The organism is Providencia sp. PROV156 (assembly GCF_028480905.1).
In the GTDB taxonomy this organism is placed as follows: Bacteria; Pseudomonadota; Gammaproteobacteria; order Enterobacterales; family Enterobacteriaceae; genus Providencia; species Providencia hangzhouensis.
In genome coordinates this window covers 295,682-305,834 of record NZ_JAMPPE010000001.1, presented here as the reverse complement: position 1 = coordinate 305,834, position 10,153 = coordinate 295,682, and the positions used below count along the sequence as shown (strand labels likewise).

Below are 10,153 nucleotides of genomic sequence, written 5' to 3'. Positions count from 1 at the left end.
GGCGTGGCAAGCCAACGTTAAGCTGTTGAGTCGTTTTAAGTGTAATTCGGGGCAGAATTGGTAAAGAGAGTCGTGTAAAATATCGAGTTCGCACATTTTGTTGTCTGATTATTGATTTTTGGCGAAACCATTTGATCATATGACAAGATGTGTATCTACCTTAACTTAATGATTTTGATAAAAATCATTAGGGGATTCATCAGGACAAAGCGCCGAGCTATGGTGCAGCGATCACCGAATTGAAGCGCGAAGGAAAGCTGGACCGGGAGACGGCCCACCGGCAGGTGAAGTATCTCAATAACGTGATCGAGGCCGATCACGGAAAGCTCAAGATACTGATCAAGCCGGTGCGCGGTTTCAAATCGATCCCCACGGCCTATGCCACGATCAAGGGATTCGAAGTCATGCGAGCCCTGCGCAAAGGACAGGCTCGCCCCTGGTGCCTGCAGCCCGGCATCAGGGGCGAGGTGCGCCTTGTGGAGAGAGCTTTTGGCATTGGGCCCTCGGCGCTGACGGAGGCCATGGGCATGCTCAACCACCATTTCGCAGCAGCCGCCTGATCGGCGCAGAGCGACAGCCTACCTCTGACTGCCGCCAATCTTTGCAACAGAGCCTCCGTCGCCATGCTCACCTCGCTTTGGTGCACACGAGTATTGAGCATAGTCGAGATTGGTGCAGATCACTTCTGATATTGAACTGTCAGGAGCTGGCTGCACAACAGCCATTACGCCCAATCAACTGGTGCAGTCGTCTTCTGAAAATGACACATGGCATCTGACATCAAGTTAGGGTATGCCTCAATCTGACGGCTGCGAACCGCCAGGGACAGGCGCAATGTCAGATTCTGTCGCGGCCTTGGCGCGTGCCTGGAAGCGTTCATAGCAATCCAGCCCGCAGAAATGTTCGACGTATTCCGCGCCTTCCGGGGTGAAGGCGGCATCGAGCGGAATTTCTTTGCAGCATACGCAGCAGGTGGTGCAACTGGCAGTGTTCGGGGCGTTTGCGTTCATGGTGGTACTCCTCCAGATTGGTAGCGAAGCTCAAAGCTGCCCACTCTCGGCTGGCTGGGAAGCGGTCATGATCTTCCCTTGAAGGCCCGCAGCAGCCGCGTCACAGACAGGACAAACAAGCCGGTCAGCGTGAGGGCTGCAATACCCCAGTGCTCCCCGATGAACGCGCCGGCCGTCGTGCCGGCTAGCACAATGGCGAGAATCGGCAAATGGCAGGGACAGGTGAGCACGGCCAGCGCGCCCCACAAGTAGCCGGTGATCGGTTTGTGCGTCTCAGACGGCAAGTGCTCTGGGCTGTTCATGGCAGACTCTCCGCGTGCTGTGCCGGTTCGGTTGGCATGGCGGCCAGTTGCATTTCGAGGCTGGCCAGGGCCTCGCGCCGACGCTCGACGAGTTGCCGCAACACGGCAAGCTGCGCAGACGCACCGTCACCGTCCGCAGCATCCAGCGCCCGGCACAGCCGCGCCAGTGCGTCCAGGCCGATACCCGCTTCGAAGGCAGCCCGTACAAAGCGCAGCCGTTGCAACGCGGTGTCATAGAACAAGCCGTAGCCGCCCGTGGTGTACGCGACCGGCCGTAGCAATCCGCGCAGCAGGTAGTCGCGCACGATATGCACGCTCACCCCGGCATCAAGGGCCAGCCGGGACACTGTGTAGGCGCTCATTGAACACCTCCTTTTCCTCATCCGGCGCAGCACGAAAGCTGCTTCACGTCCTTGCTGAAGGTCTGCGCCGCGAGCTTCAGCCCTTCGACCATGGTCAGGTAGGGGAACAATTGGTCGGCCAGTTCCTGCACGGTCATACGGTTGCGAATGGCGAGCACCGCCGTCTGGATCAGTTCACCCGCTTCCGGGGCCACCGCTTGCACGCCGATGAGCCGTCCGCTACCTTCCTCGATGACCAGCTTGATGAAGCCGCGTGTGTCGAAGTTGGCAAGCGCACGCGGCACGTTATCCAGTGTTAGCAGGCGACTGTCGGTCTCGATCCCGTCGTGATGTGCTTCCGCCTCGCTGTAGCCCACGGTGGCGACCTGCGGGTCGGTGAACACCACGGCCGGCATTGCGGTCAGGTCCAGGGCCGCATCGCCGCCAGTCATGTTGATCGCCGCACGAGTGCCGGCCGCTGCCGCCACATAGACGAACTGCGGCTGGTCGGTGCAGTCGCCGGCCGCGTAGATGTTCGGGCTACTGGTGCGCATGCCCTTGTCGATGACGATGGCCCCCTGCGCATTGACGGCTACCCCCGCCGCTTCCAATGCCAGGCTGCGCGTGTTCGGTGTCCGGCCGGTGGCGACCAGCAGCTTGTCGGCGCGCAATTCACCGTGCGTGGTGGTCAGCACGAATTCACCGTCCATATGGGCGACCTGGCTGGCTTGCGTGTGCTCCAGCACCTCGATGCCTTCGGCACGGAAAGCGGCTGTCACCGCCTCGCCGATGGCCGGGTCTTCACGGAAGAACAAGGTATTGCGCGCCAGGGCCGTGACCTTGCTGCCCAGCCGGGCAAAGGCTTGCGCCAGCTCCAGCGCCACCACCGACGAGCCGATTACGGCAAGGCGTTCGGGAATGGTGTCGCTCGCCAGGGCCTCGGTGGAAGTCCAGTAGGGTGACTCTTTCAAGCCCGGAATCGGCGGGACCGCCGGGCTGGCACCCGTGGCGACCAGGCAGCGGTCGAACATCACGACGCGCTCGCCACCCTCGTTCAAACTAACGATAAGGCTCTGGTCGTCCTTGAAACGCGCTTCACCGTGCAGAACGGTGATGGCTGAATTGCCGTCCAGGATGCCTTCGTACTTGGCATGACGGAGTTCTTCGACACGGGCCTGCTGCTGGGCCAGCAGCCGCTCGCGCAAGATCGTCGGCGGTGTGGGTGGCATGCCGCCGTCGAATGGGCTTTCCCGGCGCAGATGGGCGATGTGGGCGGCGCGGATCATGATCTTGGACGGCACACAACCGACGTTGACGCAGGTGCCGCCGATGGTGCCGCGCTCAATCAGCGTGACCTGCGCGCCTTGCTCGACGGCCTTCAGTGCTGCCGCCATCGCGGCTCCACCGCTACCAATGACGACGACCTGCAACGGGCGTTCGTTGCCACTGGGCTTATCAGCGGCCCCTATCCAGCCGCGCATCTTGTCGAGCAGGCCGGCGCGGTTGTCCGTCGGTGGCGCATCGGCAAGCGTTGCCTCGTAGCCCAGTCCGGCCACGGCGGTAGTCAGCGCATCCGATGACGTGCCCGCCTCAATGGCGAGTTGCGCTGTGCCCTTCGGATAGGACACCAGCGCCGATTGCACGCCGGGCACTTTCTCCAAGGCTTCCTTGACGTGAGCCGCGCACGAGTCGCAGGTCATCCCGGTGATTTTCAGGGTGGTCATGTATTTTTCCTTTTCTGTGGTGGCTACGGCTGTTGCCGTCAGCCACGTTGTTCTGGCAATTCACAGCTGTCCGGCCCGCAGCGGCGATGTGCTGGCGAGATGAAATCCCAGACCGACACCCCAACCATCAAGGCCAGGCCGACATAGAGCAGTCCACCGCTCTGCCAGCCGTAAGCCCGCATTAAAAACACCGCTGCCAGCACCAAGATCGGGCCTATCGTGCCGAGCGCCGTGCGTCGCCACTGTCGATGATTGAGCCAAGCGATAGCATTGGCGAGTAACGCGATGCCGGCGAACATCGGCAGCAGGATGCCAATGAATAGCCCCTCGTACTGGCTCAAGAAGCCCAGTCCGATGGCCGCGCCAAAGCTGGCGATGGCAGGAAAACAGGCGGCGCAGCCCATCGCGGAAACGACGCTGCCGAGCGCGCCGGTTTTGCCAGCGATGCGCGTGATGAGTCCCATGTGTCGCTCCCGAGTTCGGTTAACGGATCAGCGTTTGAGGCTGGACGGATAGCCCGCGTCCTCGGTCGCCTTGGTCAACTTCTGGACGTTGGTCTTGGCATCGTCGAAGGTGACGACGGCCTGGCGCTTGTCGAAACTTACGTCGGTCTTGCTCACGCCCTCAACCTTGGAAAGCGCGTGCTTGACAGTGATCGGGCAAGAGGCGCAGGTCATGCCAGGCACGGACAGCGTGACGGTCTGGGTGGCGGCCCACACGGGGGCAACAACGGCAGCGAGGGCGAGGGCGGCAAACAGTTTTTTCATGATGAACTCCTGTGATTAATAGAAAAATGGCATGACGTAGGGAAATCCGAGCGAGACCAGGACCAGCGCGGCCACGATCCAGAAAATGAGCTTGTAAGTAGCTCGCACTTGGGGAATCGCGCAGACCTCACCCGGTTTGCAGGCTTGCGCCGGGCGGTAGATGCGCCGCCAGGCGAAAAACAGCGCGACCAGCGCTGCGCCGATGAAGATCGGGCGATAGGGTTCCAGCACCGTCAGGTTGCCGATCCATGCCCCGCTGAACCCCAAGGCGATCAAAACCAGCGGCCCCAGGCAGCAGGCCGACGCAAGAATGGCGGCCAGCCCACCGGCGAAGAGCGCGCCGCGCCCGTTTTGTGGTTCAGACTTTTGTGGTTCAGACATACGCTTGTCCTTTCAAATTTGGTTTGGATAGCTTAAGCTTACTTCCGTAGTTATGTACGGAGTCAAGCGATATGCAAATTAATTTTGAGAATCTGACCATTGGCGTTTTTGCCAAGGCGGCCGGGGTCAATGTGGAGACCATCCGGTTCTACCAGCGCAAGGGCCTGCTGCCGGAGCCAGACAAGCCCTATGGCAGCATTCGCCGCTATGGCGAGGCGGATGTAACACGAGTGCGGTTCGTGAAATCGGCCCAGCGGCTGGGCTTTAGCCTGGACGAAATCGCCGAGCTACTGCGGCTGGAGGATGGCACCCATTGCGAGGAAGCCAGCGGCCTGGCCGAGCACAAGCTCAAGGATGTGCGCGAGAAGATGGCCGACTTGGCACGCATGGAGGCCGTGCTGTCTGAACTGGTGTGCGCCTGCCATGCGCGGAAAGGGAACGTTTCCTGCCCGCTGATTGCGTCACTGCAAGACGGAACGAAGCTCGCTGCATCGGCGCGGGGGAGTCACGGGGTGACTACGCCTTAGCGTGCTTTATTTTCCGAATTCTGAGACGACCCCTTTATTAATTCATCCAAGACTATAGCGAGTTTGGAAAAATCATATTTGCTAAAATCCTTACTCCCTGGTCTTAGTTTCATGAATTTTTTCGTGTAATAGTCTTTATTTTCCAGCGCACCTTGATAAGCATCACTTTCCTTTTTGTAACTTGACCACCGGATTTGTGCTTCGTCATATTCAGAAAATGTTAGATCCAGATAGCATTCAATCGCTACAGCCCTGCCATTGATGTTTTCATGGGTAACACCATGGGGCCCAATAGCTGGAAATTGATTGAAATCAGGAAGATCAGGAAGATGAATACAGTTGATATTGTGAGGTAATGCGAGTTTACGGATCTTGTTGTACGCCTCAATTCCTTCGCAATCATTGTCCAAAACGAAAACAATCAAATTTTGAATGTCGATTTTAACGAGTCCGGCTGCGAACTTCACCAAATTCCCAGAACCAGTGAACGGGTATCCCTCACTCATATCAATGAAGTGAAAAAAATCCGCAATATCAGGGCGTAATAGTCGCAATGCGTACTTGATGACGTTTGAGTCGGTGCTTCCCTCGGTAGCAATCAGGAACTTGTCACGTCTGCGAGCATCTACCTGAATATCTTTTATGTTCGCATAGCCAGCAGAAACCAGTTCTCCGTAATCCCAAGTGACGAATTCATTTTTATTGTTTGGATTTTCAGCCAAAACTCGCATTACAGAGTATGGATGCAGTATGCTAACTAAAGTCCCAAAAAAAGATTTTTCAGACCATGAATTAATAAAGAGATTGTCATATTTAGGTATTCGGTTTAATAACTCATCATTATTAAATCGTCCCCTGATAAGTTCACGCTTTTTTTTCTCATCTTTTAAATTAATAACATCATCATTTAGCTCGCTAATGTTTACGCTTTTTATAAAATTAACGAATTCATCAAAACTCATCATATTACTAATTGGCTTTGCATACTCTGGAAGGGATACATTGAAGTCCTCCAGATATTCTATTTCATCTTTAACCATGAGTTCATATTCATAGCGTATATTTTCCAGGGTGTAGCCCAACAACTCCAATCGGTAAGTTACTTGCCCCAAAGGCTTACGCAACACAGTACGACAGAGGATGCCATCAGGAGTGTTGTAGTCTTCGCCTTCCTCTATTTGATCTTCATCTAGTGGGTTGACGTGATGATCGTCATTTTGAAACAGGCCTCCATGATCTATACCCAGCGAGTTCTTACTCGAAACTAGCTCCATACCTGACACTTCAAGAGAAATCACAGTACCCATAATTCAACCTTTGAATGGCATTTTCCGTAGTACCGGAATACTACCAATATCTCGATTGGGCATCCATGATTTAAACTGGCTTCTATACTCTGTTTTTAGCAAATCGGACTGACCACACCCCGGTAGCGTCTGCTCCTCGCTCGAAGCTGCCTTTGCTAGAATCTTATTATGCCAAAAGTCCAACCGCGGTTCATATGTAAATTATTTCAACTAATAATTAAAATTACTGACGATACTTCCTTTAATTAGTAGCGTAACCGCAAAAAGAATTTTTGAGTTTTCTTGTATATTTAAGTTTCTAGCAGAATATATTTACACTTCTGTTATTGTTTTTGATATAACCAGATGAGTCTAAACAAAAAAAGATTTTCGGAAATTATATGGATATCATTATTGTACCCCGAGAGCAGCGTATTCCTGACGTAGGCATTAGTACGGCTTACCTGCATGTGGATCGTTGGAATGACTTTTCATTCACTACAATGTTTTACATGTATCTGTTTGATCAGAAAGGTGAACGGCATGATATTGGGAATGTCAAGATTGGCTTTCAAGGACAAACTACCGAAAAATCAACTTACTCCACGTTAGGGAGCAGGTTTAGAATTCTCCCAGAAGGATATTTTTCCGTTGGTCAGGATGTCGACTATTATCAGGAAATTTCGAATTTACCAGAATCCATCAAAGTTTCATTACTTGAGGCGCTCAAAGATATAGCTTATGCGCCAGAACTTATAGATCTTGTTAAGGATGAGGAGGTCTTTAAAAAGTCTTTGCTTCGGTATGTTAGCTTGTCTGTTATTAAAGGGCAGTTTGCGCGAGTGCTTGAGGGAAAGAATCCACTGACTAATTTTGAGTTTAAGTTCATTCGCCCTGCACAAGGCAAAATTTCCGATATCGAATTATCATTTAAGGTGAAAGTAGGAGAAAAACCAAGCACCAATATTCATGCAATCATAGGTCGTAATGGTGTGGGGAAAACAACAATTCTAAACGGAATGATTGAAGCTGTTACCAGTAAAGGTACATCGAATGCAAAATTTTATGATCTGGAGGGGTGGAGTGATGACCCGATTGATAATGATTACTTTAGTAGTTTAGTCTCTGTGTCATTTAGCGCATTCGATCCATTCGAGCCACCAAGTGAACAACCTGATCCATCAAAGGGAACTTGCTACTTCTATATAGGTTTGAAAAAAAAAGGAGAGTCGCTGAAAGGGCTAAATGATATTCATGAAGACTTTCTACAAGCTTTGAAGCTATGCTTTAGCCAGATTCCTAAGCGAGAAAGATGGCTGCAGGCTATTGATACTTTGGAGTCTGATGAAAATTTTGCAAACATGGAGCTGAAAAATCTAGCGGGATATGATGGTGAGATGCTCGTTAGTAATGCACGGAAACGTATAAAAAGAATGAGCTCCGGTCATGCGGTTGTGTTATTAACACTTACACGTTTAGTCGCAACGGTGGAAGAAAAAACGTTAGTGCTAATTGATGAGCCAGAGAGCCATCTTCATCCACCGTTACTGTCTGCTTTTATTCGTGCGCTGTCTGATTTGCTACTTGATAGAAATGGTGTCTCTATTATTGCAACTCACTCACCTGTGGTACTTCAAGAGGTCCCTAAACGATGTGTTTGGAAAATCAATCGTTCAAGATTGTCAACCGAATCTCGCAGGCCAGACATTGAAACATTTGGTGAGAATGTAGGAATCTTAACAAGAGAGGTATTTGGTCTTGAAGTAGTTAAATCCGGTTTTCACGATTTATTAGTCCAATCAGTTAAGTCAGGTGGAACATATGAGGAGATAGTCGATGAGTATCGTAACCAGCTTGGTGTTGAAGCCCGGGCTCTATTAAAAGCGCTTGTCACACACAGAGAGCGGAGCGTTAAGTGATGTTGAAACTTAAACAACCTGCCTACACATATGCCGATATGCTGACTAGCTGCTGCGAAGGCATAACTGGTAATCCAGGCTTGTTGCAGAAAGTAAATGAAGCAATAACTGATTTGCAAACATTGGCAGCTTCATACAACGCATCGGCATTAACTGGTGAACTTTATACAATACAACCACTGCAAAACAAAGATGAGGAAGACCCTATTGTTTTAGGTCGGTTAAAGAAATCTGATTTTGTTAAGCTTTATGGAAATTATGTTGTTGGGAAGAAAAAGCCTGCTCGAACTATTTATGATGCCTTGATGACTGCTGCTAATGAAAAATGCCCATTTTGTGGTGGGATCGGGCGACCTCGAAATTTAGATCATTATTTGCCTAAAGCTCACTATCCTCAGTTTTCTATATTGCCTGTTAATCTTGTACCGGCTTGTCGAGATTGTAATATGGATGGTAAAGGGGAAGCTTTTGCAAGAAATGAAGCAGAACAGATCATACACCCCTATTTAGACGATAGCCGTTATTATGATGAACAGTGGATATCGGCTAGATACTTGGTTGGCAAAAATGATGAGCCCGGAGTTATTGAGTATTTTGTTTCTCCGCCTGCTGATTGGGATAATGCACATAAACAAAGAGTAGAGAAACATTTTAACGATTTTGATTTATCTTTAAGATACTCGAAAGAAGCTGGTGCGAGGTTAGTTGTGCTTTTAGCTCTATATAACTCAGTACTATTACTCTCCGGAGATAAAAATGCTGCTAAAGACCTTATATTTCAAACAACAATCAATAATTCGCCTTTTGTGAATCACTGGGAACGGGTTATGTGTTTGGCTCTTATGTCAGACTTGTAGTAATGCTTGGAGTTTTTATTTCTGTTCTAATTGATCTGCTCTCCATTGATTAACACGCCGCAATGTGAGTAATGCAACTATTTGGCTGCGAGATTAACTGCGAAGTTCCGCTCTTCGCTCAAAGCAGATGGAAATGAAGTGACATTGTGCTGTAAAATTTTTAACTAGAACAGTGATCTATATTGTCATATAAAACAAAGCTGATAAAATGCACTATCGTCAGTTTGAAGTGAGACTACCATGAAAAAAAATGAATTAAGTCAAGCAACAAGACCAACTCGTACTCAACTTATTCGTTCGGTAGCAACCTCTACGGCGATTGAAACAGGGCAGGAGTCCCGTCGCCTTGAAGAAGAAATAAAAGCGAAACGTGAGAAGTTTGGACATTTGAAACTCGCGATTTAGCTCTCTTTCAAGGCTTCATTAACCCAATATTTCATGGGTTCATAGTTAAGGTTTAATCCTGCGTGGATTGCTGCAATGTACTGCTCGGGGTGTTGAGTCCAACTTTCATAGTCTAACGGCTGGAAACCAGCTTGTACTGCCATCACATCTGCGAGTAAACGCGATAAGCGCCCATTTCCTTCCCTAAAGGGATGTATCAGAATTAATTCCACATGTACTGTGGCAATAGCTTCTATGGCTTGTTCTCGGCTCATGTTGGTGCAGGGCGTGTATTTCGCTAGATATCCTTTCTCGAATTGAGCAAGTAACTTTGCAACACGACTCGCAGGGGCAAACATAAAGCCACCCTTGCTAATATTCACCGTGCGTAACTGACCAGCCCACTCGTAAACATTCCCTAACCATTGGCGGTGCCAACGCTGAATAAGTGATACGGTAATTTGCTCAGTGGGAAATTGTTCTTCAAAAATGACTTGATACAGTTTTTCTAACAGGACAAGCTCTGCATCATTGATATCATCAACGTTTGAAAGCCCTAGCTTATTAGCTAGCACTTCTTCATCAGAACCATCAGCAAATTTTCCTTCGCTATTAGATACATCATATCTATTCATTTTATACTCGTCATACTTCA

General features: G+C 50.3%; 14 protein-coding genes and 2 pseudogenes. 5 read left to right on the top strand and 11 right to left on the bottom strand.

Annotated elements, in window-relative coordinates; all coding sequences use genetic code 11:
• Positions 1–96, bottom strand: a 96-nt coding sequence (locus PSF31_RS01290; RefSeq protein WP_223229436.1) for a hypothetical protein, incomplete at its 3' end; no start/stop codon positions are given.
• A gap of 98 nt (positions 97–194) precedes the next feature.
• On the opposite strand from PSF31_RS01290, the pseudogene PSF31_RS01285 reads away from it, so the two are divergent.
• Positions 195–560 (top strand): annotated as a pseudogene (locus tag PSF31_RS01285) (DDE-type integrase/transposase/recombinase); the annotation flags it as partial.
• Positions 561–699: 139 nt separating this feature from the next.
• Here the strand turns inward: PSF31_RS01285 and PSF31_RS01280 are convergent.
• From PSF31_RS01280 to merT, 8 genes and pseudogenes are all read right to left on the bottom strand, one after another.
• Positions 700–765: pseudogene (locus PSF31_RS01280) on the bottom strand (EAL domain-containing protein); the annotation flags it as partial.
• 32 nt (positions 766–797) lie between these two features.
• Positions 798–1,010: a DUF3330 domain-containing protein gene (locus PSF31_RS01275; RefSeq protein WP_000993245.1), complete on the bottom strand. Its 213-nt coding sequence runs from the start codon at positions 1,008–1,010 to the stop codon at positions 798–800.
• A 65-nt stretch (positions 1,011–1,075) separates the two neighbouring features.
• A complete protein-coding gene (gene merE, locus PSF31_RS01270; RefSeq protein ID WP_001087807.1) occupies positions 1,076–1,312 on the bottom strand; it encodes a broad-spectrum mercury transporter MerE in 237 nt (78 codons plus the stop codon).
• Complete coding sequence (gene merD / locus PSF31_RS01265) at positions 1,309–1,674, bottom strand: mercury resistance co-regulator MerD (protein WP_164561198.1); 366 nt, start codon at positions 1,672–1,674, stop codon at positions 1,309–1,311. Before merD ends, merE begins: the two co-directional genes overlap by 4 nt.
• 17 nt (positions 1,675–1,691) lie before the next feature.
• A complete protein-coding gene (gene merA / locus PSF31_RS01260; RefSeq protein WP_000209296.1) occupies positions 1,692–3,377 on the bottom strand; it encodes a mercury(II) reductase in 1,686 nt (561 codons plus the stop codon).
• A gap of 38 nt (positions 3,378–3,415) precedes the next feature.
• Positions 3,416–3,841 carry an organomercurial transporter MerC gene (merC, locus tag PSF31_RS01255; protein ID WP_000522996.1) on the bottom strand — a complete coding sequence of 142 codons (426 nt, stop codon included), beginning with the start codon at positions 3,839–3,841 and terminating at the stop codon, positions 3,416–3,418.
• A 27-nt stretch (positions 3,842–3,868) separates the two neighbouring features.
• Positions 3,869–4,144, bottom strand: coding sequence for a mercury resistance system periplasmic binding protein MerP (gene merP / locus PSF31_RS01250; protein WP_000732275.1), 276 nt, complete (start codon positions 4,142–4,144; stop codon positions 3,869–3,871).
• A 15-nt stretch (positions 4,145–4,159) separates the two neighbouring features.
• The gene (gene merT / locus PSF31_RS01245) at positions 4,160–4,525 is read right to left on the bottom strand and encodes a mercuric ion transporter MerT (RefSeq protein ID WP_001294656.1); all 366 of its coding nucleotides are present in this window, start codon (positions 4,523–4,525) and stop codon (positions 4,160–4,162) included.
• Between the two features lie 71 nt (positions 4,526–4,596).
• Here merT and merR point away from each other — a divergent pair, with 71 nt between their 5' ends.
• Complete coding sequence (merR, locus tag PSF31_RS01240) at positions 4,597–5,052, top strand: Hg(II)-responsive transcriptional regulator (RefSeq protein ID WP_001166628.1); 456 nt, start codon at positions 4,597–4,599, stop codon at positions 5,050–5,052.
• On the opposite strand, the gene PSF31_RS01235 is transcribed toward merR, so the two are convergent.
• Positions 5,049–6,359 (bottom strand): HEPN/Toprim-associated domain-containing protein, encoded by a 1,311-nt coding sequence (locus PSF31_RS01235; RefSeq protein ID WP_164561197.1) that lies wholly within the window; start codon positions 6,357–6,359, stop codon positions 5,049–5,051. The genes merR and PSF31_RS01235 overlap by 4 nt on opposite strands.
• A 380-nt stretch (positions 6,360–6,739) precedes the next feature.
• Between PSF31_RS01235 and PSF31_RS01230 the strand changes: the two genes are divergently transcribed.
• The 3 genes from PSF31_RS01230 (at position 6,740) to PSF31_RS01220 (ending at position 9,519) form a co-directional block, all read left to right on the top strand.
• Positions 6,740–8,257: an AAA family ATPase gene (locus PSF31_RS01230; protein ID WP_060561155.1), complete on the top strand. Its 1,518-nt coding sequence runs from the start codon at positions 6,740–6,742 to the stop codon at positions 8,255–8,257.
• The gene (locus PSF31_RS01225; RefSeq protein ID WP_096863310.1) at positions 8,257–9,114 is read left to right on the top strand and encodes an HNH endonuclease; all 858 of its coding nucleotides are present in this window, start codon (positions 8,257–8,259) and stop codon (positions 9,112–9,114) included. The genes PSF31_RS01230 and PSF31_RS01225 overlap by 1 nt, the downstream gene beginning before the upstream one ends.
• Before the next feature lie 240 nt (positions 9,115–9,354).
• Entirely contained in the window at positions 9,355–9,519 is a 165-nt protein-coding gene (locus tag PSF31_RS01220; RefSeq protein WP_164561196.1) for a hypothetical protein, read from the top strand.
• Here PSF31_RS01220 and PSF31_RS01215 read toward each other — a convergent pair.
• Positions 9,516–10,133, bottom strand: a complete 618-nt coding sequence (locus PSF31_RS01215; RefSeq protein WP_096863309.1) for a Fic/DOC family protein — start codon at positions 10,131–10,133, stop codon at positions 9,516–9,518. The two genes, PSF31_RS01220 and PSF31_RS01215, sit on opposite strands and share 4 nt — an antisense overlap.
• Positions 10,134–10,153: the final 20 nt, after the last annotated feature.

What these genes read in the sequence shown, in the direction of transcription:
- PSF31_RS01275 (WP_000993245.1), bottom strand. Translation starts at nt 1,010, where the DNA reads ATGAACGCAAACGCCCCGAACACTGCCAGTTGCACCACCTGCTGCGTA.
- merE (WP_001087807.1), bottom strand. Translation starts at nt 1,312, where the DNA reads ATGAACAGCCCAGAGCACTTGCCGTCTGAGACGCACAAACCGATCACC.
- merD (WP_164561198.1), bottom strand. Translation starts at nt 1,674, where the DNA reads ATGAGCGCCTACACAGTGTCCCGGCTGGCCCTTGATGCCGGGGTGAGC.
- merA (WP_000209296.1), bottom strand. Translation starts at nt 3,377, where the DNA reads ATGACCACCCTGAAAATCACCGGGATGACCTGCGACTCGTGCGCGGCT.
- merC (WP_000522996.1), bottom strand. Translation starts at nt 3,841, where the DNA reads ATGGGACTCATCACGCGCATCGCTGGCAAAACCGGCGCGCTCGGCAGC.
- merP (WP_000732275.1), bottom strand. Translation starts at nt 4,144, where the DNA reads ATGAAAAAACTGTTTGCCGCCCTCGCCCTCGCTGCCGTTGTTGCCCCC.
- merT (WP_001294656.1), bottom strand. Translation starts at nt 4,525, where the DNA reads ATGTCTGAACCACAAAAGTCTGAACCACAAAACGGGCGCGGCGCGCTC.
- merR (WP_001166628.1), top strand. Translation starts at nt 4,597, where the DNA reads ATGCAAATTAATTTTGAGAATCTGACCATTGGCGTTTTTGCCAAGGCG.
- PSF31_RS01235 (WP_164561197.1), bottom strand. Translation starts at nt 6,359, where the DNA reads ATGGGTACTGTGATTTCTCTTGAAGTGTCAGGTATGGAGCTAGTTTCG.
- PSF31_RS01230 (WP_060561155.1), top strand. Translation starts at nt 6,740, where the DNA reads ATGGATATCATTATTGTACCCCGAGAGCAGCGTATTCCTGACGTAGGC.
- PSF31_RS01225 (WP_096863310.1), top strand. Translation starts at nt 8,257, where the DNA reads ATGTTGAAACTTAAACAACCTGCCTACACATATGCCGATATGCTGACT.
- PSF31_RS01220 (WP_164561196.1), top strand. Translation starts at nt 9,355, where the DNA reads ATGAAAAAAAATGAATTAAGTCAAGCAACAAGACCAACTCGTACTCAA.
- PSF31_RS01215 (WP_096863309.1), bottom strand. Translation starts at nt 10,133, where the DNA reads ATGAATAGATATGATGTATCTAATAGCGAAGGAAAATTTGCTGATGGT.